Raw genomic sequence first — 20,801 nt, 5'->3', positions numbered from 1 at the left:
CGTGGACGCCGTCCATCGGAAGATCAGGACCGTGCTCGCCGGGGTGCTGGCGAACGGCACCACCGCCGACGAGATCGGCGACGACGCCGACCTCGTCGAGGAGTACGGACTCGACTCGTTGCAGATGATCTCGTTCCTGCTCGGGGTCGAGGACGTGTTCGACGTCGATCTGGACTACGAGTCGCTGGACCTGAGCCACGTGCGGTCGGTCCGCCACTTCGCCACCTGGCTCTCCGGCCTCGGCGCCGCGGTGGCCCGATGAGGTACTGGCTGGGATCGTTCGACGCCGAGCGCGCGTGGCGGCCGGCTGATCTCGCGAACCTGCCCGCCGTACCCGGCTCCGGCGACGTCTCCGCGATGGACGAGCTGCTGGCCGGGTTCTGCTCGCCGGACGACACGCTGGTCACGCGCAACCCGCTGGATCCGGTGCTGCTGGAGTCGTGGGACGAGGCGGGGCTGCGGTTCCGCCACCACTCCGGTTCTCACGTGGGGTTCTTGCTCGACAAGGAGATCGTGCCGTACGCGGTCACCACTGAGGTCGCCGCGCTGTCGACGACGCGGTTGCCCGCGGTGGACGCCGTCGCGCGGGTCAACTCCAAGACGTGGTCGAACGAGCTGGTCGTCGAACTGGGGCTGCCGGGTGCCGGGGTCGTCGCCCGCTCCGCGGCCGCGGTGGAGCAGCTCGTGTCCGACCTGGACGGTCCGGCGGTGGTCAAGGATCCGTACGGGGTGTCCGGGCGCGGGTCGGTCGAGGTCTCCTCACCGGGCGTGCTGCGGGCGGTCACTCGGGTTCTCGCCCGCCAGAGCAAGCGGGTGGAGCTGGTCGTCCAGCCGCTGTTCGCCAAGCGGCACGACCTGTCGGCGCACGGTGAGGTGACCCAGGACGGTGCCTGGCGGTGGCTCGGCGCGCAGGTGGTGCGCAACCGCGGCTTCCGGTACGCGGGCTCGGGACCGCTGAGCGACGGGCTCATGGCGGTGGCCGAGGAGCAGGGCTGGCGGCAGGCGGTGCTCGCGGTGGCCGAGTGCGTGGCGGAGGCCGGCTACTTCGGACCGCTGTCGATCGACGCGATGCTGCTCGCGGACGACACGCTGGTACCCGTGCTGGAGATCAACGCGCGGTACTCGCTCGGCCGGCTGTCGCTCGAGCTCGACCGGCGCTTCGGTGACGGTGACCTGCGGTCGCACCTGTGGCAGGTCGAGCTCGGCGTGCCACCCGGAACCGGCGTGGCCGACCTCGTGCGGGCGCTCGCTTCCGACGGCCTGCTCTACCGGGGCGGACCCGGTGCGGGGTGCGTCGTGCTCGGGGGTGGTGTCGTCGCATCGCCGTCCGGACGGGTCCACTGCGCGCTCCGCTGCCGGCCGCGCGACGTGCTGGGACTGCGCGACCTCGTGCTCTCGTCGTTCGCGGGTGCGGGCGTGCTGCCGCGAGGAACGATCCATGCGGCTTGAGGTCGGGCTCATCGGTGCGACGGGCATCGCGGAACGCGCCGTCGTCGCACCGAGCCGCGACAACCCGGACGTCGGTGTGGTCGCGGTGGCGGCGAGCGACCCCGATCGCGCGCGGGTGTTCGCGGAGAAGCACGGTGTGCCGCACGTGCACCAGGACTACGCAGCACTGGTCGAGGACCCGGCGGTGAACACCGTCTACGTGTCGCTGCACAACTCGGCCCACCACCGCTGGGCGGTCGCCGCCGCGTCGGCTGGCAAGCACGTGCTGGTCGAGAAACCCTTGTGTCTCAACGCGGACGAGGTGGCTTCGCTGGCGGAGGCCGCCTCGGGTGTGCACGTGGTGGAGGCCCTGCCCACCGCGGGACATCCGTGGCAGGAGGCCGTGCGGGCCGGCTCGCGGTGGGGCCGGTTGCGCGCGATGCGGACGCGGATCCGGTTCGGCCTTCCCGCAGGCGGTTACCGGCTGCGTCCCGAGCTCGGCGGCGGCATCTTCCTCGACGCCGCCTGCTACTGGCTCCAGGCCGTGCAGGCCACCGTCGGACTGGGTGGTGCGCGCGGCAACGGCAGGAAGTCCAGCATCGGCGGCGTCGACGTGGCGTTCACCGCGAGCCTGGACCTGCCGGGCGAGGTGTCCGCGGTGCTCGAATGCTCGTGGGACGCCACGCACGTCGCGGAGCACGAGTACTGGTTCGAGCACGCGAGCGTCCGCGTCCGGAACTTCCTCCGCCCGACCGCGGGAGCGCTGCCGCTCAACCTGGCCGTCCGGTGGGCCGACGGCCGCACCGAGATCGAGTCCTTCCCCGCGATGGCCTACTACACCGAGCAGCTGCGCCGGTTCCACGCGCTCGTGTCCGGTGGGGCACGTCCCGACCTCGGCGACGCCGCCGAGCGCATCGCGCTGATGGCCGAGATCCACGAGAACGCCGAGGAGGCCCGGTGACCGACGCCTGGAAGCTGATCGAACTGCTGCGCGCCGCTGGCGTTCCCGGCCCCGTCGAGGTGCACGAGATCGGCGGCGGCACCTTCAACTCCACCTACCGGGTCGCGGCGGGCGACCGCCGGTGGGTGCTCAAGGTCGCGCCGAAGGCCGGAGGCCTGTCGTACGAGCACGACCTGTTGTCGACCGAGGCCGCGTTCTACCGCGCCGCGGCCGGCGTCCTGCCGGTGCCTGAGGTGGTGCACCTGGACACCGCCAAGGAGATCGTGCCGTCGGACTGGTTGCTGATGACCGAGTGCCCCGGCGTGAACTGGTTCGAGCACGCGGAACAGCTCGCACCGCACCGCGGCGCGCTTCGCTCGCAGCTCGGTGCGACCGTGGCCCGGCTGCACCGGGTGACCGGTACCGCTTTCGGCTACCCGCAGGGAGAACGGGCACCGGACTGGCCGACGGCGTTCACGTCCATGATGACCGCGGTGCTCGACGACGCGGCCTTCTACGGCGTCGACCTGCCGGTGTCCGCCGACCGCGTGCGGGGTGTGCTGACCGCGGCGCGCGAGACGCTGGCCGAGGTGCGGGAACCGGTGCTGGTCCACTTCGACCTGTGGCCGGGCAACGTGCTCGTCGACGGTGACCGCATCACCGGGATCGTCGACGGCGAGCGGTCGTTCTGGGGCGATCCGCTGGCGGACATGCCGTCGCTGGGGCTCTTCGGGTTGATCGAGGACGACGCGGACTTCCTCGCCGGCTACCACCTGGATCTCACCTCGTCGGCGCGGATCCGGCTGGACCTGTACCGCGCGTACCTGTACCTGATCATGACCGTCGAGGCGACGCCGCGCGGCACCACGGGCGGGCCGCTGAACCAGCTGGTGCACGCCCACCTGCGGGACGCCGTCGAACGGCTGGAACGGTGATCGAGATCCTCACCTCGGGGGTGGCGCTCGGCGTGCACGTGCCCGGCCTGCTGCTCGCCGACCGCCTCCGCGAGCGAGGGGTTCCGGCGCGGGTGACCGTGCTGGAACGGTTGCTGCCGGAGGAGAAGCTGGCCACGACACGGGCGATGAAGGCCGCGTTCCACCGCGACTTCCGGGCGGCGCTCGTCGGCCAGCGGGTCGCTTCGAACCCCGGTGACGCGGTTTCGGACTCGCGGGTGGACTCGTTGTTCGCGGAGTGGGCCGCGCGCGGCGCGCGGCGGTTCGTCGTGTTCTCCGGGTACTGGTTGTCCATTGTGGAGCGTTATGCGTCCTCGCGCGATGACGTGCAGGTGCACGTGTGCCACGTGGACTCGACCGCATCGCCGTCCTTCCGCGGCGTGAGCCCACCGGGGAGCGTGTGGCTGGCCGACGCGGATCAGGGCACGCTGCCGCTGACGATCCCGGTGTCGCACGAGCCACCGGTGCCGTGGTCAGAACGCTCGCACGCGTTGCTGCTGCACGGTGGTGGCTGGGGGATGGGCACGTACCTCTCGCACGCGAGCGAGCTGCTGACCGCCGGCTTCGAACTCGACGTCGTCGCGCACGAGGAGTCCGACGCCGTGCTGGACGACCCCGGCGTCCGCTACCACCTGATCGACCCGTCGTGGCACCCGTGGATCGACGACGGCTACCCGCCGTTCGGCAGGCTGCGCCACGGTTCACGCACGTCCTTCGCACGCGGGACCGGCCACCACAGCTCGTTCGACCTCATGCGGGTGTCGATGGCCGCGGTGAGCAAACCGGGCGGTGGCACGCTGCTGGACTCGCTGTGGTCCGCGACGCCGCTGGCGTTCCTCGAACCGTTCGGCGCGCACGAGCAGCGCAACTCCGAGCTGTGGCAACGACTCGGCTTCGGGATCACGCTCGACGCATGGCGCGCGCAGGGATGTTCGTCCGACGTGCTCGCGTCGCTGCACGAGGCGTTGCTCGGCGTCGCGCGGACGGTGCCCGACCTCAGCTCGATCTTGACCTCGGGGGAGTCCTGATGGGCAGGACGTGGCCCGCATCGCTGTTGCAGCGTTCCGTCCTCTGGCTGGACCGGAGCAGGCCGGGGCTCCTCACCGGCCCGTGGTTCACGATGAACGCGGTGGTGCGGTTCGACGGTGCTCTAGACCTCCAGCTGCTGCGCGCCGCGGCTGAGGATCTGCTGGCCAGGCACGAGCTGTTGCGCACGCGCCTGGACGGGCCGGTGCAGGTGGTGGAGGACGTCGTCGAACCCGACTTCTCGGTGGTCGACGACGTCCTCGGCCCGGCCGAGTGGCTGCACACCCCGGTCTCGTCATCGGCGCACACCCCGCTGAAGCTCCGGTTCTCCCCGCGAGAGCGGCTTCTCTCGCTGCACGTGCACCACCTGCTGAGCGACGCGTCGACGTTGTGGCGCGTCCTGGACGACCTGGCGGCGCTCTACTCGGCGCGGTGCGGAGCCGCGGCACCCGCCGCCCCGACCGGCCAGTACGGCGAGTTCGCCGTGTACGAAGCGGATCTCATGCGCTCCGGTTACGCGGAAGCCCAGGCGTGGTGGTGCCGGGCGCTGGGTGACGTGCGGTTCGCCTCACCCGCGCAGTCGAGCGAACCGTTCGCTTCGAGGCGCGTGGTGCTGCCGGACGCGACCCTGCTGGAGTCGCGCGCCCGTGCCCAGCGGAGCAGCCCGTTCGCCTTGCTGCTGGCGTTGCTGACCGATGCGATGGCCGGCCACGTGTCGGCGGGGGACCACCTGCCGTTCGCCACCGTGTTCCTGCGCCGCGACCACCCGCGCTGGCGCACGATGATCGGGCCGTGCCTGGTACCGGTGAACCTCGCCGTGCCACTCGACGCGTGCGCGGACCTGCGGCTGGTCAACGAGCACGTCATCGGCGCGCAGCGGTACTCCCGGTTCCCGTGGTGGGAGACGATGCGGATGAACCCCCACTACGCGCAGCCGGGCGGGTTCCCGCCGTTCGTCGAGCTCGTTCCCCAGTTGCGGCCCGGCACCGTCTCTTTTGGACCGGTGTCCGCGACCGTGGTGGACGCCGCTGGACCACCGGACAGCGTGCGCACCGAGAACCTCGGCCTGCGGTTCCGCAGCGCGGTCGACGGTGCGCTGGTGACGCACATGAGCGGCAACGGGAACGGGTGGGCGAGGCACGTGGTGGACGACGTCCTGGACGCTCTGCCGGGGCGGGTTCAGGAGCTGGGGTCGGGCCAGCTCGGCGGCAGCTCCGCCGAGTCGGTGAGCCGGAGCTTGCGCCGGGCGCGCTGGTAGAACGTCGTCATCCCGAGCCGGATCACGCGCGCGGCACCGGGGCGTGCCCGCAGCTCGATCCGGTCGCCCGGCTCGACGTAGCCGGCGACCTCCCCGTCCACCTCGACGGCGAGTCGTCCGCTGGACGGCAGGATGTCCAGCGTCAGCTCGTCGTGCACGGACAGGACCACGCCGCGGCTGTACGCGGAGTGCGGCGCGGCGGGCGTGACGAGCAGCGCCTCGACGGCCGGGCTGGTGATCGGCCCGCCAGCGGAGAAGCTGTAGGCCGTCGACCCGGTCGGGGTGGCGACGATGACCGCGTCGGCCGCGTAGCTGACGAACGGCTGCCCGGAGACGCACACCGCGACCGCCGCCGTGCCGTCGCCCGGTACCCGCACCACCGCCACGTCGTTGAACGCGGTGACCGTGCGGCCGGCGAGCACGGCGTCCACCGCGAGCCGGGGCTCGATGCGGAACTCGTGGCCGTCGATGGCGGAGAGCGCGCCGGGGAGGTCCGGTACGTCGATCTCGGCCAGGAAGCCCAGCTTGCCCAGGTTCACGCCGAGCACCGGGGCGTCCTGCCCGTCGGCCAGCCGCATCGCGCGCAGCATGGTGCCGTCGCCGCCGAGGCTGACCACCAGATCGGACCGCCGGGCCAGCTCCGCGGCGGTCACCGCGGTCGCGGCGCAGTTGAGCCGTTCGATCTCGTTGCCGATGCCGAGGATCTCGGTGCCGCGGTTCGACGCCCAGTCGAGCACGGCCGTCACCGCGGCTTCGGAGTTGCGCCGGGGGTGCAGCACGAGGCCGACCGCGTGCATGTCAGCGGGCCTTCACGGCAGTGTGATCAGTCACGGGGCAAGTCTGCACGGGGGAGGCCGTCTCGGCGAACCGTGCCGGGTGAGGGTGGGGCCAGTCGCGGTCTTGGCACGGTGCTGGTGACGCGGAAAGGTGGGGCCCGATGAAGACAGCGATGCTTCCTCCTGGCCCGGCCACTCCGCGGTTGCTGCAGGCCGCCTACGCGCTGACGGTGCCGCGGCGCGGGATGCCGAGGATGCGCGACCGCTACGGGGACGCGTTCACCGTCAACCTGCCGACGTTCGGCCGCGCACTGGTCATCAGCGATCCGGGCGAGATCAAGCAGCTGTTCCTGTCCGGCTCGGACGCGACGGACAAGATCGACCGGAACCTCGGGCGCGTGCTCGGTCCCGGCTCGCTGTTCTCGCTCGTGGGGGAGGAGCACCGCAGGCAGCGCAAGCTGCTCACCCCGCCGTTCCACGGCCGCAGGCTGGCGGCGTACGAGCGGATCGTCGAGGACGAGACGGAGCGCGAGCTCGCGACGTGGCCGCGCGGCCAGGTCTTCGCCACGCTGCCGTCGATGACCCGGATCACGCTGAACATCATCCTGCGCGCGGTGTTCGGCGCGGAGGGCGCGGAGTTCGCGCAGCTGCGGGACCTGCTGCCCCGGCTCATCTCGCTCGGCTCGTGGCTGGCCGTGCTGCCGCTGGCCAGGAGCGAGCGCGGGCCGTGGGGCCGGTTCGCCGCGCTGCGGCGTGAGTACGACGCGATCGTCGCCCGGTTGATCAGCAAGGCGGAGGGCGGCGACGACGTGCTCACGCTGATGCTGCAGAGCCGTTACGACGACGGGTCGGCGATGAGCACCGGCGACATCGCGGACCAGTTGCTCACGCTGCTCGCGGCCGGGCACGAGACCACGGCGACGACGCTGGCCTGGGCCGTCGAACGGCTGCGCCGCCACCCCGATGTGCTGGCGGCGCTCGCGCACGAGGTCGACGCGGGCGGCAGCGCGTTGCGCGACGCGACGATCCTCGAGGTGCAGCGCACCCGTCCGGTCATCGACCTCGTGGGACGGCAGGTGAAGACCGACGGCTTCCAGCTCGGGCGGTGGACCGTGCCGAAGGGCTACATCGTGCTGGTCAGCATCTCCCTGATCCACGAGGACGAGTCGGTGTTCCCGAACGCGCGGGCGTTCGATCCGTCCCGGTTCCTCGGCGCGCGACCGGACCTGTACCAGTGGATCCCGTTCGGCGGTGGCACGCGCCGCTGCCTCGGCGCCGCGTTCGCGACCATGGAGATGAACGTCGTGCTCCGCACCGTGCTGCGCGACCTCACGCTGGTGCCCACGAGCGAACCCGGCGAGCGCTGGCGTTCGCGCGGCGTCGCCAACGCCCCGGCGCACGGTGGCCGGGCGATCGTGCACGACCGGAAGTCCCCCAACGGCAAGGAGCACTGATGCCCCGACCACCTCGCAGGATCGCAGGCCGCCCGGTGATGATCACCGGCGCCGCGTCGGGCATCGGCCGCGCGCTGGCGCAACGGTTGTCCGGCCTGGGATCCCCGGTGGCCATGGCCGACGTGGACGAGGCGGGCCTGAGCGAGACCGCCGCGTCGTTGCGCGGTCCGGTGCTCACCAGGGTGCTGGACGTCCGTGACGCGGCCGACCAGCACCGGTTCGCCGACGAGGTTCGCGAATGGCTGCCCGCACCGCTGGCGGCGGTGTTCAACAACGCGGGCGTCGCGACGGCCTCGGCCGTCCAGGACGCCGTGCCCGAGGACGACGCCTGGCTGTTCGAGATCAACTTCTGGGGCGTGGTCAACGGGACCCGCGCGTTCCTGCCGATCCTCACCGCGCAGGACGACGGCGTGATCGTGAACACCTCGAGCGTGTACGGCCTGGTCGGCATGCCGCACCAGAGTGCTTACTGCGCCTCGAAGTTCGCCATCCGCGGCTTCACCGACTCGCTGCGCCAGGAGCTGCTCGGCACCGGCGTGCGCGCGGTGACCGTGCATCCGGGCGGCATCCGGACGAACATCATCCGCAACGCGCGCATCCGCCACGACCCGGAGGGCCGCGGGCGGACGCACGAGGACATGGCGGCGGACTTCGACGCCATCACCCTGACCACACCGGACAAAGCGGCCGAGATCATCCACCGCGGCGTCGAGCGGGGGAAGTCGCGGATACTCGTGGGACCGGACGCGTACGTGTTCGACGCACTCGCCCGGATCACCCCGACCCACTACTTCGCGGTGATGTCCCGTCTTGGCGCCGCGCTGCGCGCGCGTCAGGAGGAACGCGCTCAGAGTTAGAGCCGCGCCACCTGGGTGGAGGCCAGCAGGAACGCGCCCACGCCGAAGTTGGCGGTGTCGTCCCGTTTGACCGGCTGGTGGTCGGACGGCTGCTGGCCCTGTCCCTGCACGTACCCGACCTTGCCGGTCGAGTGCAGTGCCGCGGACACCATGCCGTCCCACCCGCGCAGTGCGATCGGCCGGTAGACGCTCGCGTCCAGCACACCGGCGCGGACGCCCCAGGCCAGTCCGTAGGTGAAGAACGCGGTGCCGCTCGTCTCCGGTCCTGGGTGGTCCTTCGGGTCACCCAGGTTGACGTTCCAGAACCCGTCGGAGCGCTGCACCCGAGCCAGCGACGCCGCCATCGCCCGGAAGTCGGCGACGTATCCGGCGCGGAACGGCGAGGATGCGGGCAGCGCGTCGAGCGTCTTCGCGAGCGCCGCGATGGCCCAGCCGTTGCCGCGCGACCAGTAGACGTTGCGGCCCACGTACTTCTTGTCCCGCCACCACAGTCCGTTGTCCCACAACCGGGTGCGCGTCCAGCGGTACAGCTTGTCGCCGTAGTCGGCCTTGCCGAGCCGGGCGAAGATCGGCATCGCCATGTGCAGCGCGTCCACCCACCACCAGTAGTCGACGCGCCCGGACGCGACCGTCGCGTCGATCTCCTTGACCAGCGCGGCGATCCGCTGCGGCTCGCGCTTGTCCTCGTACAGGTCGAGGTACGCCTGCCCGGCCGCCTGGTAGTCCGCGAAGTGCGGGTTGCTCGACGACGTCCTCAGCTTGAAGTCGTGCTTGTTCGCCCAGCTGAGCGTGTAGTCGCGGTACTTGGTGGCGCTGGTCGCCTCGTAGAGCGCCATCACACCGCTGTGCAGCGTCGCGTTCTGCCAGTTGTTGTCGCCGAGACTCGCCGTGCGGATCCAGTGGTCCGCGGCGGCTCGGCCGACGTCGAGCGGGGTCGCCGCGGCGGCCCCGAGCAGTGGAAGGGCCGAAGCCCCGAGCAGGAACGTGCGCCGCCTCACCATCAGGTCTCCTACCTGTCGACGTTGGCGGCGTCCAGGACGCCGCCAATTGGACAGGGAGAGACGCCGGATGACCAGCATTCGGCGGAGTTCCGGTCCGGCCATCCGACGGCGACCCTTGGATCAGTTCGACGCGCATCCTTCCGCGGAGCCGCTGTTGCCGATCCGCAGCGCACCACCCGAGGTGTTGGCGCTGTCGCGCACGCAGTAGCCGGACACGTTCTGGACCAGCACGTCCGACGGGCTCTTGCCGCCGCGCTGCGCGGTGAAGTGGTCGAACGTCACCTTGCTGCCGTTGTTCACGATCACCGCGGGACGGCCGTCGTCCTTGCCGAACTTCACCGACGAGTTGGTGAACTTCAGGTTGGTCACGTTGTGCAGGTACCAGCCGAACGCCGGACGCGTGCCGATGCTGTTGGGGTTGTAGTTCTTGGGGTCGTTCGACGGCGGGTTGGTCGACATCGTGCCGCTGCCGCCGGGCAGGTTCAGGTTGACGTTGTTCATCGTGATGTCCGAGATGCTGCCCGGCTCGCCCCACATCGTCGGGCTGAACGAACCCGCGCTGGTGCCGGTGATGTTGTCGTAGGTGATGTGGTGGACCTTGCCGACGCCGGGGTTGTTGCCGCAGCGCTTGCGCGTGCCCACCTTGATCATGATCGGCGACTTGGTGCCGGACATCTTGATGTCGCGGTAGTGCACGTCGGAGATGACGGCTCCGTCCATCGACACCAGGCCGAGCCCCGACTTGCCCGCACCGGTGATCGTGATGTTCGAGAAGTCGTACCCGGTGAAGTCACCGCACGTCTCGGAGCCGAACATCAACGCGTTGCAACACCCCGCTGACAGCTGGGCGTTGGTGACCGTCACGTTGCCGTTGGGCAGCTTCTGCCCGAGCGCGTAGTCGCTCTTGAACGCGAGCGCGTCGTCGTTCGCGGCCGCCTTGATGTTGTTGATCTTCACGTTGCGGGTGCTGATGATGTTCCACCCGTCGCGGTCGCTGGCGGTGTCGATCACCAGGCTCTCGGACGTCACGCCGGTGCACCCGTTGATCAGCGCCGCGAAGTGCCCGCCGCGGCGCAGTTTGATGCCGCTCAGCGTGAAGTTCGTGCACCGCGTGATCGAGATGATCTTGTCGGCCTGCCCGCTCTTCGGGTTGCCGGTGATCAGGTGGCCGCCGCCGTCGATCGTGCCCGCGCCGATGAACTTGACGTTGTCGACCTTGTCGCCGAAGAACATGGCGTTGCGGAAGTGGCTGTGGCCGTAGTCCTGGTACTTGTCGTACGGGTTGGACTCCGGCGGGTCGTAGCCGCCCGCGGAGCCGGTGATCGTCGACCCGGCCTTGAGTTCGATCGTCACGTCGCTCTTCAGCTTGACCGTGCCTGCCAGCAGGTAGTTGCCGGCGTCGAACGTGACGACGCCACCGCCCGCCGCGTGCGCGGCCGTGACGGCGTCGTTGATCGCCGGCGCCGCGTTGGTCACGCCGTCCGCGACCGCGCCGAAGCTGCTGACGTGGAAGATTCCCGGTGGCGCGGCAACAGCTGTGCCTCCGCCGAGTACTACCGCGAGGCTGGCGAGTGCGGCCACTGAGGTTGAGCGAAACACGGCCTGTTCTCCCTTCGCGAGGCTCCAGCGGGGGCTGAAAACCTTTTCGCGGCGGCGGCCGTTCGGTCAGGCTAGGAGCGTTCGAATGCTGTCGTCAAGGATGAAAACCGTTGCATGGCAACGGTTTTGCCCGTTTTGCGAGGGTTGGCGCGGTCGAGGTCAGCGTGTCCGTCGTGGTCGACCGGTGGTGGCTCTTCAACAGTGCCGGACGGCGCCGTGCCAGCGTCGTCTCACCGGCCTTCTTCTGGTGAGCTCAACATCGTGGCCTGGCGGCCGGCGAACAACGCGGTGGCGCGATCGCGCAGTGCGTGCGCGACAGCGTCGAATCCGGCCTTGACCCAGGCCCCCTGCGCGGCCATGACGGCGCCGGCGTACTTGCCGGTGAACGTCTCGCACGTGTGGTAGCTGCACCGGTCCGCCCCGAGCGCGGTGATCCACTGGTCGCGCACGCCGGACAGACCGGGAAACGTGTCACCGGTGTCGTAGCGCAGCAGCCGGGGCGGGTCGACGACGCGGATGTACTCGCGGCTGATGAAGGTGCCGTCGCTGCCGTCCGGCCGCGGCAAGGTGAGGTCGATGGGGTCGCCGACGGCCAGGGTGGTGTCCACCTTGAGCGTGTAGGGGTTCCAGTGCGGGTAGCCGGCGTAGTCGATCAGCACGTCCCAGACGAACGGGGCGGGCACGGGAATCTCGACGATCACGGACTCGATGACGTGGCTCATCCCGGCATGTACTCCCCGCCGTTGACGTCCAGCGTCGCGCCGGTGATCTCGGAGGCGTTGCGGGACAACAGGAACAGCACCGCGCCCGCGCACGCGTCGTCGGTCGGGATCCGGCCGAGCGGGTTGTGCGCGGCGATCTCGTCGTAGACGTCCTGCTCGGTGACGCCGCGCGCGTCGGCGGTCAGCTGGAGGTAGAAGCGCACGCCCGGTCCGTCCAGCCAGCCCATGACCGCCTGGTTCGCGCGGATGCCGTGCTCGCCGAGCTCCAGTGCGAGGTACTGGGTTGCGGCCGCCATGGCCGCCTTCGCCACCGCGTACCCGCCCTCGCCGCGGTGCGGTTTGCGGACGGCCATCGTGCCGACGTTGACGATCGAGCCTCGGCCCGCCGCCTTCATGTGCGGCACGACTTCGCGGGTGACGCCCAGCGCGCCGTGCAGGATGATGTCCATCGACCTGCGGATGGCCTTCTCCGGGGTGTCCAGCAGGTCGGCGAAACCGGGGTGTCCGAACGCCGAGTTGACCAGGCCGGTGATGGTGCCGAACCGGTCGACGGCGGTCTGCACGAGCCGGGCGACGTCCTCGGGTCTGCGCACGTCGCAGGAGACGCCGACAGCCTCGCCGCCCGCTGCCGCGACGTCCTTCTCCACCTGGGTCATCACGTCGGTGGATCGCGCGGCCATGACGACCTTCGCGCCCTCGGCGGCCGCGCGGACGGCCAGCTTCGAGCCCAGGCCGGGGCCGACTCCGGTGATCACCACGACCTCGTCGGTGAGCATCACAGGTACGCCTCCGTGTAGAACGCGAAGTCACGGGTCAGTTGTTCTTCGGACAGCCCGAAGTCTTGCGGTGCGTAGGAATGCGAACCGTGCCGTTCCGCGCGGTTGCGTTCCAGGTAGGCCTCGAACGCCGCGTCGTCGGCCGCGTCCGGGTGCAGGCCGAGCTCGCCGAGCACCCGGCGGGCGACCGCGATCGGCGAGCTGACCGTGTCCGCGAACTGCACGTCGACGAACCGCTCCGGGCGTGCCGCGCGCGCCGCCCCGAATCCGCGCAGCGTCGCGGCGAATCGGCGGGACCAGTACTGTCCGATCTGGACTGGATCGATGCTTTCGCTGTACTGCGAGGACATCGCTCGCACCATCGAGGCGAACGAGGGGACCGCGTTCACCGGCGAGCGGTGCGTCATGACGATCTTGCAGTCGCCGAAGGTGTCCAGCACGGTGTCCGCCGCGGTCAGGTGGTGCGGCGACTTCAGCACCCACGGGCGGTTCGCGCGCGACGGGTCCTGCCACTGCAACACCTGCAGCCACTGGCGCAGCTCGTTGTAAGCCTTGCTCTGGTCGGCCGCGCGCAGCCAGTCGCCGTAGCCGGGCACCCAGTAGAAGGTGTCGAAGCTCATCGACACGAACGTCCGGTCCAGCAGGATCACGTCCTCTTCCGGACCGTCCCACACCACCGTGTGGATGTCGCCGAAATCGGCAGGGAGCCCGGACAGCATCCGCATCCGCTCCTGGGCGCGGCGCTTGCGCTCGGCTGCGTCCTGGCCCTCGCCGGGGAAGGGGATCGGGTACGCGACCTCCCACGACAGCGTGGAGGTGACCTGGGGCGAGCTGGCCAGCAGCCGGTGCAGCAGAGTCGAGCCGGTGCGGGGCAGGCCGCAGATCTCGGCCGCGACCCGCACGTCGAGGTCGAGCATCTCCGGGTGCTCGCGTTGCAGCGCACGCAGCCGCAGCCGGTTCTCCAGCAGCGCGATCAGCCTGCGCCTCGTCAGTTCCAGGCCGAACGCCGACAGGTCCGCTTCGGTGTTCAGGCTCGCGACGAGCACCTCCAGCGGCTCGCGGAACCAGTCGTCGCCGAACTCGGTGAGCCCGGTCTTGGCCGCGGCCTTCCCGAGCAGGTCGTCGACGTCGAGCGTCATCGGATGTCCTCCAGCCCCACGACGCGGCACTTCGGGATCGGATGGGTCGCCGCGCCGAGCCAGCGCAACAACGCCGTGCCGGAGCTGTGCCCGCAGGTGTCGATCCAGTTGCCGACGCCGGGGTCGCGCTCGGCGACCACGATGGTCAGCCTGCCGTCCGCGTCGAGTGCCGCGGTGTGCTTGTTGACGGTGATCTTCCGGCGGTGGTCGAGCGACTCCATCCACCAGTTGTCCAGCTGGAAGTTCCAGTACGGGCAGTCCGGCACGTCGGTCTCGATCACCCACGCCTCGCCCGGTGCCAGCGACCAGTACCCGTGCAGGTAGAAGATCTCCGGGTCGCCGCCCGCGCGCTGGAACATGTCCTGCCCGAAGTCCGGCAGCTCGTTCGGCCTCGTCATGAACGTTCCGGTCCAGTGCGCGAAGGTGGCCGCGGTGCCGTGCACCGACAGCGCCGCCCGTTGCAGCGCCTTGGCCAGGAACTCAGGGGTGACCGGCGCGGGCTCGGCGGGACCGCCGATCTGCTCGATGTGCCACTCACCGGGAGTCTCCGTCTCGCGGTCCAGGAACGTCTGGCGCACCACCAGACCGGTCGAGTCCGGGGCGAGCGGCAGCCAGTTGCCGCTCTGCTCCTCCGCGCTCGCGATGATCTCCACCGTGCCGTCCGGCGCGACGACCAGGTCGGTGTCGGACAGCTCGCCGGTGGACGCCATCGTGCCGTCCTTGGCGTAGCGGTTGGCCTTGGAGCCGATGCTGAAGTACGCGATGCTGCCGCGGGTTCCGGTGATCCGATACGTGCGGTCGCCGCGGATGTTCGCCGACAGGTAGACGTTGTCCGGGTTGTCCGCGCCGATCTTGACCAGGTCGAGCTCGTGGAACCGGGGGAAGTCCGGATCGGCGTTGTCCACGCAGGAGTAGAGCATCTCGCGGGTCAGCCGGGAGAGGTAGCGGAAGCCCTCCGCGCGATCCAGTGGAGTGTCCGGTGCCTTCTCGGACAGGATCACCTGGCCGGCCTGTTCCAGCGCCTGGCAGAACCGCGACCACGCCTGATCCGGCACGCCGACCTCCAAGTTAGAACGTGTTCTAGTTGAACATACCGGATTCCGGACAACGTTCAATAGACGCCGAGCTCGCGAAGTTTGGTGACCACGGCGCCCGCCGCACGCTCCGGGCTCAGCGTCGTGGTGTCCACCCGCAGCTCGGGGTTCTCGGGTGGCTCGTAGGGGGAGTCGATGCCGGTGAAGTTGGCCAGCTCGCCGCGCCTCGCCTTGGCGTACAGGCCTTTCGGGTCGCGCTGCTCAGCGACGGAAAGAGGGGTGTCGACGTACACCTCGCAGAACTCGCCGTCGGCGACGAGGTCCCTGGCCAGTGCCCGCTCGGCCCGGAACGGCGAGATGAAGGAGACCAGCACGATCAGTCCGGCGTCGGCCATCAACGCGGCGACCTCGGCGATGCGGCGGATGTTCTCCACCCGGTCCGCGTCGGTGAACCCGAGGTCCTTGTTCAGGCCGTGGCGCACGTTGTCGCCGTCCAGCAGGAAGGTGTGCCTGCCGTCGGCGTGCAGCGCCTTCTCCACCAGGTCGGCGATGGTGGACTTGCCCGCGCCGGACAGTCCGGTGAGCCAGACGACGCACGGCCGGTGCCCGTTGCGCTCGGCGCGCGCATGTTTGTCCACGGTCACCTGTTGCCAGCGCACGTTCGCCGAGCGGCGCAACGCGAAGTCGATCATGCCGGCCCCGACGGTGGCGTTGGTCAGCCGGTCGAGCACCACGAACGAGCCGAGGTCCCTGCTGTCGCGGTAGCTCTCGTACGGCACGGGCGCGTCGAAGTGCACGTTGGCGACGCCGATCTCGTTGAGCCGCAGCACCTTCGCGGGTGCGCGCCGTCGTGAGTCGATCTCGATGCGGTACTTCGGCAGGTCGGCGGTGAAACCGACCGTGCGGGCACCGATCTTGGCCAGGTAGGGCCTGCCGGGGAGCAGGTCGGCCTCGTTCAGCCAGACCAGGTGCGCCTGGAACGCGTCCGCCGCGCCGGGCGGGTCGTCCGCCATCGCCAGCACGTCGCCGCGGCTCACGTCCACCTCGTCGGCGAGCACCACGGTCACCGACGACCCGGTCGGCGCGTCGGTGCGGTCGCCATCCATGGTGACGATGCGGTCCACAGTGGACATCCGGTCGCCTGGGAGCACGCGGATCTTGTCGCCCTGGCGCAGCGTGCCGCGCAGCACCCGTCCGGAGAAGCCCCGGAAATCTGCGTCCGGCCGGTTGACCCACTGCACCAGGAACCGGCACGGACCGTCGGTCGCATTATCGCCGACCTCGACCGACTCCAGCCACTGCAGCAGCGTCTTCCCGTCGTACCACGGGGTCAGCTCGCTGTGGGCGACCACGTTGGCGCCGTCGACCGCGGACATCGGCACGCAGGTCACCTCGTCGAAGTCCAGCTCGGCGGCGAAGGCGCGGAACTCGGCGCAGATCGACGCGAACACCTCGGGCGAGTAGTCGACCAGGTCGAGCTTGTTCACGGCGAGCGCGACGTGCCGGATTCCCAGCAACGACACCAGGTGCGCGTGCCTGCGGGTCTGGCTGAGCATGCCGCGGCGCGCGTCGAGCAGGATCACCGCGGCGTCCGCCGTTGACGCGCCGGTGACCATGTTGCGGGTGTACTGCTCGTGCCCAGGGGTGTCCGCGACGATGAACCGGCGTGCCTCGGTGGCGAAGAACCGGTAAGCGACATCGATGGTGATGCCCTGCTCGCGTTCCGCGGCCAGGCCGTCCACCAGCAGCGCGAAGTCCAGGTCGTCACCGCGGGTGCCGACGCGTTTCGAGTCGGCGGCCAGCGCGGCGAGGTGGTCGGCGTAGAGCAGCTTCGACTCGTAGAGCAGCCTGCCGATCAGCGTGCTCTTGCCGTCGTCCACGCTGCCGCAGGTGATGAAGCGAAGCAGTTCGGCCATCAGAAGTACCCCTCCTGCTTCTTGCGCTCCATCGACCCGCTCTGGTCGTGGTCGATCACCCGGCCCTGCCGCTCGGAGGTGGTCGCGACGACCATCTCCTCGACGATGTCGGGGACCGTGGCGGCGGCGCTGCGCACCGCGCCCGTCAGCGGGTAGCACCCCAGCGTGCGGAACCGGACCAGCTCGTTCGTCGGCCTTTCGCCGTCGCGCAACGGCATGCGCTCGTCGTCGACCATGATCAGCGTGCCGTCGCGGTCGACCACCGGGCGTGGTGCGGCGAAGTACAGCGGCACCACGGGAATCCGCTCGCGCTCGACGTAGCGCCAGACGTCCAGCTCGGTCCAGTTCGACAGCGGGAACACCCGGATGCTCTCGCCGGGCGCGACCCTCGTGTTGTAGAGCCGCCACAGCTCAGGGCGCTGGTTCTTCGGGTCCCAGCGGTGCTGCGCGGTGCGGAACGAGAACACCCGTTCCTTGGCGCGGGAGGCCTCCTCGTCGCGCCGCGCGCCGCCGAAGGCCAGGTCGAACCGGTGCTTGTCCAGCGCCTGGCGCAGTCCCTGGGTCTTCCACAGGTCGGTGTGCCGCGCGGACCCGTGCTCGAACGGGTTGATGCCCAGCGCCACGCACTCGGGGTTGCGGTGCACGATCAGCTCCAGCCCGAGCCGCGCTACCGTCTCGTCCCGGAACGCGATCATCTCCCGGAACTTCCACGTGGTGTCCACGTGCAGCAGCGGAAATGGCGGCCGCGACGGGTAGAACGCCTTGCGCGCCAGGTGGAGCAGCACCGAGCTGTCCTTGCCGATCGAGTACAGCAGCACCGGTCGCTCGCTCTCCGCGACCGCCTCGCGGAAGATGTCGATGCTGTCCGCCTCGAGCCGGTCGAGGTGGTCGAGGCTCACGCGGCCACCCCCTCGAGCTCGGCGAGCAGCACCCTGGCGAGCTCCGGCCGGCAGATCAGCAGGTCGGGCAACCACGGATCGGGCCGGTTGTAGACCAGCGGGCTCCCGTCGATCCGGGAGGTGTGCAACCCGGCCGCTCGCGCCACGGCCACCGGCGCCGCCGAGTCCCACTCGTACATCCCGCCCGCGTGCACGTAGGCGTCCGCCGTGCCGCGGACCACCGCCATCGCCTTGGCCCCGGCACTGCCCATCGGCACCAGCTCACCGTGCACCGCGGCGGCGAGCCGCTCGGCGAACGCCGGTGGCCGGGTGCGGCTGACCACGAGTCTGACCTTGCCCCGCGGTGACACCTGTTCCGGTGCCTCGGCGTCGAAGGTGCGGCCCAGCGCGGGCAACGCCACAGCTCCGGCGGTGAGCACTCCGCGCTGCCACAGCGCCACGTGCACCGCCCAGTCGACGCGACCGCGTTCGGCGAACTCCCTGGTGCCGTCGAGCGGATCGATGATCCACACCCGCTCGGCCGCCAGCCTGCGCGGGTCGTCGGGCGCCTCCTCGGACAGCACCGCGTCGTCGGCACGGTGAGCATTCAGTTGCGCCGCCAGGAAAACCTGCGCCGCCTGGTCACCCGCCGGGCCGTCACCCGATCCGCGAACCTTCATCAGCAACCGGCCCGCTTCGGTGGCCAGTCGAGTCGCCAGAGCACCATCGGTCTCCGTCATGCCGCCACCGTAGCGCCCAAACCGAACAACGTTCAATATGGTTCTGAACGTTGTTCAATGTAAGCTGCGCCGGTGAGCACCGAGCAGCAGGCGACGGCGTGGGGCGACGCGGAGGGCAGGCGGCGCGACATCCTGGCGTCCGCCGAGCTGATCCTCGAGCAGGCCGGGTACGCGGGGCTGACCATGCGCGCGATCGCCGTGGGCGCGGGCGTCAGCTCGGGGACCGTCTACCAGTACTTCGACGGCAAGGAGGACGTGTTCGCGGCGCTCATGACCCGGCGGCTGGACGACCTCCAGCGCACGCTCGCGGACGTGGACCGCGGCCTCGGCATCGCCGGTGTGCTCCGCGAGATCGAGCCTCAGGTCACCGAGCTGTGGCGGCGTTTCGGCCGGTCCGCCGCGCAGTGGGAAGCCAAGGTGCTCGCGGGCGGCCGCCGCGGCAAGGACGCGGCAGGTTCGGCGAAGGTGTACCGCAAGACGATCAACGCACTGGCGCGGACGCTGACTGAGACCGCACAAGCCTGCGGTCAGACCCTGATCGACGATCCCGCCCTGCCGCACTGGGTGTGGGACTCGCTGATCGGCGTCGCCGACGACCTGCTGCTCCAGGGATCGCGGACCAACCGCGTCCGGCCTGCTCATCTGATCGAGTTCGCCACCGCGGCGATCGAGCGCGGCATCGTGCAGTCGTAGCCAGGCGCAATCGCGACATGTCAGTCAGGCGCCTAGGAGGCCTCGCGTCTGCGGGATCAGTGCTGCGCGAGGAAGCGAGCCACCAGCTCGTCGGTGAACCCGCGCGACACGGACCCGCCGGTGACCAGGACGCGGTAGTAGACGGGCCCGACGAGCTGGTCGACGGCGAACTCGAGGTCGATGTCGGCGGGCAGTTCGCCGCGCTCGGTGGCGCGCCGCAGCGGCAGCTCGTCCCTGGCGCGCTGCTGCCCCAGGTAGTCGGTGCGCAGCCGGGCGGCGACAGCGGGATCGTGCTGCGCCTGCCCGGCGAGCGCGCGGAACACCGCGCCGGAGTCGGACGTCGTCAGGAACTCGGCGAGGTCGGCCAGGTGTGCACGCAGGTCGCGGCCGAGGTCGCCGTGGTCGGGTGGCGTGAGGTGCTGCTCCATGTCGTCGATGAAGGCGTCCATCAGAACGTCCACTTTGGACGGCCACCAGCGGTAGACGGTCTGCTTGGCCACGCCCGCGCGTGCGGCGATGCCCTCCATGGTCACGCCGGCGAACCCGCGTTCGACGAGCAGGCCGTCGACTGCCTGGAGCACGGCCTGCCGGGCCTGCTCGCTGCGCCCGTGACGGTTTCCGTGGTGCATCGGAGTTCTCCCTAGGCAAGACGCAACGTTGCGTCTACTCTAGCTCAGGTGACCAACACTTTGCACAGTCCTGGCGTTCGCGAGGCGCTCGAGCGCATGTTCGCCGCCGCCGAGCTCGACGAGAGCATCCGCAAGCCCGTCTCCGAGTCCGCGTCCGCGCAGGAGCGCGCGGATCTGCTGGAAGACCTCTACCTGCCGATCTCCCCGGAGGGAGGCAACCTGCTCTACTCACTCGTCCGGGCTGCACGGCCGGACACCATCGTCGAGTTCGGCACCTCGTTCGGCATCTCCACGATGTACCTGGCCGCCGCGGTCGCGGACAACGGCACGGGCCACGTGTACGGCACCGAGATGAACGCGGCCAAGATCGCCCACGCGCGCGCCAACCTCGACGGCGCCGGTGTCGGCGAGAACGTGACGATCCTGGAGGGCGACGCGCTGGAGACGCTGACGGAGCTGCCCGGTCCGATCGGGCTCGTGCTGCTGGACGGGTGGAAGAACCTCTGCCTGCCGGTGCTGCGACAGCTGGAGTCCAGGCTGGAGCCCGGCGCGCTGGTGGTGGCGGACGACATCACCTTCCCCACGATGGCCGACTACCTGGCCTACGTCCGCGACCCGGCGAACGGTTACGTCACCGTCGCGTTCCCCGTCGAGGACGGCATGGAGATCAGCTGCTGGACCGCCGGATCAGTCGGCTGAACGCTCCTCGAGCAGCGTTCGCAACGCCTGCGCGGTCTGTCGTTGCTCCTCCATGAGCTTCGTCAGCCAGGAGCCGAAGTACAGGAAGCCGCCGACGCCGATCAGGCCGAGGCCGAGCAGCCCGCCCGAGACCAAGTAGGGGATCTGCTCGAACACGTACCCGGTGTGGGCGGTGCCCCACCAGGCGAAGAGGATCGCGGCGATCCCGCACGTCATCAACAGCGTGCCGACGACGCCGAGTCCGGCGCGCAGGCGTGCGCGCCCGCGGTCGTGCATGGTCATG

At 70.2% G+C, this 20,801-nt stretch carries 22 protein-coding genes; 10 read left to right on the top strand and 12 right to left on the bottom strand.

Features of this window, described 5'->3' with window-relative positions; translation table 11 throughout:
• Position 1: 1 nt before the first annotated feature.
• The 6 genes from FKR81_RS33730 to FKR81_RS33705 are packed head-to-tail and all read left to right on the top strand — an operon-like array spanning position 2 to position 5,605.
• Positions 2–262, top strand: a complete 261-nt coding sequence (locus FKR81_RS33730) for an acyl carrier protein (protein ID WP_146358283.1) — start codon at positions 2–4, stop codon at positions 260–262.
• A complete protein-coding gene (locus tag FKR81_RS33725; protein ID WP_146358282.1) occupies positions 259–1,449 on the top strand; it encodes a hypothetical protein in 1,191 nt (396 codons plus the stop codon). The genes FKR81_RS33730 and FKR81_RS33725 overlap by 4 nt, the downstream gene beginning before the upstream one ends.
• Positions 1,439–2,389 carry a Gfo/Idh/MocA family protein gene (locus tag FKR81_RS33720; RefSeq protein WP_146358281.1) on the top strand — a complete coding sequence of 317 codons (951 nt, stop codon included), beginning with the start codon at positions 1,439–1,441 and terminating at the stop codon, positions 2,387–2,389. Before FKR81_RS33725 ends, FKR81_RS33720 begins: the two co-directional genes overlap by 11 nt.
• Entirely contained in the window at positions 2,386–3,303 is a 918-nt protein-coding gene (locus FKR81_RS33715; RefSeq protein WP_146358280.1) for a phosphotransferase family protein, read from the top strand. Before FKR81_RS33720 ends, FKR81_RS33715 begins: the two co-directional genes overlap by 4 nt.
• Positions 3,300–4,349, top strand: coding sequence for a hypothetical protein (locus FKR81_RS33710; protein WP_146358279.1), 1,050 nt, complete (start codon positions 3,300–3,302; stop codon positions 4,347–4,349). Before FKR81_RS33715 ends, FKR81_RS33710 begins: the two co-directional genes overlap by 4 nt.
• The gene (locus FKR81_RS33705) at positions 4,349–5,605 is read left to right on the top strand and encodes a condensation domain-containing protein (protein WP_186763331.1); all 1,257 of its coding nucleotides are present in this window, start codon (positions 4,349–4,351) and stop codon (positions 5,603–5,605) included. The genes FKR81_RS33710 and FKR81_RS33705 overlap by 1 nt, the downstream gene beginning before the upstream one ends.
• Here the strand turns inward: FKR81_RS33705 and FKR81_RS33700 are convergent.
• On the bottom strand, positions 5,527–6,402 hold the full coding sequence (locus FKR81_RS33700; RefSeq protein WP_146358277.1) for an NAD(+)/NADH kinase: 876 nt from the start codon (positions 6,400–6,402) through the stop codon (positions 5,527–5,529). The genes FKR81_RS33705 and FKR81_RS33700 overlap by 79 nt on opposite strands.
• Before the next feature lie 140 nt (positions 6,403–6,542).
• Between FKR81_RS33700 and FKR81_RS33695 the strand changes: the two genes are divergently transcribed.
• Both FKR81_RS33695 and FKR81_RS33690 read left to right on the top strand, forming a co-directional pair.
• Positions 6,543–7,835, top strand: coding sequence for a cytochrome P450 (locus FKR81_RS33695; RefSeq protein ID WP_146358276.1), 1,293 nt, complete (start codon positions 6,543–6,545; stop codon positions 7,833–7,835).
• A complete protein-coding gene (locus FKR81_RS33690; protein ID WP_146358275.1) occupies positions 7,835–8,692 on the top strand; it encodes an SDR family NAD(P)-dependent oxidoreductase in 858 nt (285 codons plus the stop codon). The genes FKR81_RS33695 and FKR81_RS33690 overlap by 1 nt, the downstream gene beginning before the upstream one ends.
• Here FKR81_RS33690 and FKR81_RS33685 read toward each other — a convergent pair.
• From FKR81_RS33685 to FKR81_RS33645, 9 genes are all read right to left on the bottom strand, one after another.
• A complete protein-coding gene (locus FKR81_RS33685; RefSeq protein ID WP_186763330.1) occupies positions 8,689–9,693 on the bottom strand; it encodes a glycoside hydrolase family 88/105 protein in 1,005 nt (334 codons plus the stop codon). The genes FKR81_RS33690 and FKR81_RS33685 overlap by 4 nt on opposite strands.
• Before the next feature lie 120 nt (positions 9,694–9,813).
• Positions 9,814–11,274, bottom strand: coding sequence for a glycoside hydrolase family 28 protein (locus FKR81_RS33680; protein WP_235921941.1), 1,461 nt, complete (start codon positions 11,272–11,274; stop codon positions 9,814–9,816).
• 248 nt (positions 11,275–11,522) lie between these two features.
• Positions 11,523–12,014 carry an SRPBCC domain-containing protein gene (locus FKR81_RS33675; protein WP_146358272.1) on the bottom strand — a complete coding sequence of 164 codons (492 nt, stop codon included), beginning with the start codon at positions 12,012–12,014 and terminating at the stop codon, positions 11,523–11,525.
• The gene (locus FKR81_RS33670) at positions 12,011–12,790 is read right to left on the bottom strand and encodes an SDR family oxidoreductase (protein WP_222598493.1); all 780 of its coding nucleotides are present in this window, start codon (positions 12,788–12,790) and stop codon (positions 12,011–12,013) included. The genes FKR81_RS33675 and FKR81_RS33670 overlap by 4 nt, the downstream gene beginning before the upstream one ends.
• Complete coding sequence (locus tag FKR81_RS33665; protein ID WP_146358270.1) at positions 12,790–13,929, bottom strand: sulfotransferase family protein; 1,140 nt, start codon at positions 13,927–13,929, stop codon at positions 12,790–12,792. The genes FKR81_RS33670 and FKR81_RS33665 overlap by 1 nt, the downstream gene beginning before the upstream one ends.
• The gene (locus tag FKR81_RS33660; RefSeq protein ID WP_222598490.1) at positions 13,926–14,984 is read right to left on the bottom strand and encodes a DUF1214 domain-containing protein; all 1,059 of its coding nucleotides are present in this window, start codon (positions 14,982–14,984) and stop codon (positions 13,926–13,928) included. The genes FKR81_RS33665 and FKR81_RS33660 overlap by 4 nt, the downstream gene beginning before the upstream one ends.
• Before the next feature lie 56 nt (positions 14,985–15,040).
• Positions 15,041–16,879, bottom strand: a complete 1,839-nt coding sequence (gene cysC, locus FKR81_RS33655; RefSeq protein ID WP_146358268.1) for an adenylyl-sulfate kinase — start codon at positions 16,877–16,879, stop codon at positions 15,041–15,043.
• Positions 16,879–17,778: a sulfate adenylyltransferase subunit CysD gene (cysD, locus tag FKR81_RS33650; protein ID WP_146358267.1), complete on the bottom strand. Its 900-nt coding sequence runs from the start codon at positions 17,776–17,778 to the stop codon at positions 16,879–16,881. Before cysD ends, cysC begins: the two co-directional genes overlap by 1 nt.
• Positions 17,775–18,497 (bottom strand): 3'(2'),5'-bisphosphate nucleotidase CysQ, encoded by a 723-nt coding sequence (locus FKR81_RS33645; protein ID WP_146358266.1) that lies wholly within the window; start codon positions 18,495–18,497, stop codon positions 17,775–17,777. Before FKR81_RS33645 ends, cysD begins: the two co-directional genes overlap by 4 nt.
• Before the next feature lie 72 nt (positions 18,498–18,569).
• Between FKR81_RS33645 and FKR81_RS33640 the strand changes: the two genes are divergently transcribed.
• Positions 18,570–19,190 (top strand): TetR/AcrR family transcriptional regulator, encoded by a 621-nt coding sequence (locus FKR81_RS33640; RefSeq protein ID WP_146358265.1) that lies wholly within the window; start codon positions 18,570–18,572, stop codon positions 19,188–19,190.
• Positions 19,191–19,246: 56 nt separating this feature from the next.
• Here the strand turns inward: FKR81_RS33640 and FKR81_RS33635 are convergent, their stop codons facing one another.
• A complete protein-coding gene (locus tag FKR81_RS33635) occupies positions 19,247–19,819 on the bottom strand; it encodes a TetR/AcrR family transcriptional regulator (protein ID WP_146358264.1) in 573 nt (190 codons plus the stop codon).
• Between the two features lie 48 nt (positions 19,820–19,867).
• On the opposite strand from FKR81_RS33635, the gene FKR81_RS33630 reads away from it, so the two are divergent.
• A complete protein-coding gene (locus FKR81_RS33630; RefSeq protein WP_222598489.1) occupies positions 19,868–20,518 on the top strand; it encodes an O-methyltransferase in 651 nt (216 codons plus the stop codon).
• Here the strand turns inward: FKR81_RS33630 and FKR81_RS33625 are convergent.
• Entirely contained in the window at positions 20,507–20,800 is a 294-nt protein-coding gene (locus FKR81_RS33625; RefSeq protein ID WP_146358263.1) for a hypothetical protein, read from the bottom strand. The two genes, FKR81_RS33630 and FKR81_RS33625, sit on opposite strands and share 12 nt — an antisense overlap.
• Position 20,801 lies beyond the last annotated feature (1 nt).

It is taken from the genome of Lentzea tibetensis (assembly GCF_007845675.1).
GTDB classification, from domain to species: Bacteria; Actinomycetota; Actinomycetes; order Mycobacteriales; family Pseudonocardiaceae; genus Lentzea; species Lentzea tibetensis.
The sequence above is the reverse complement of the archived record's forward strand: the minus strand, read 5'-3'. Positions and strand labels throughout refer to the sequence as shown.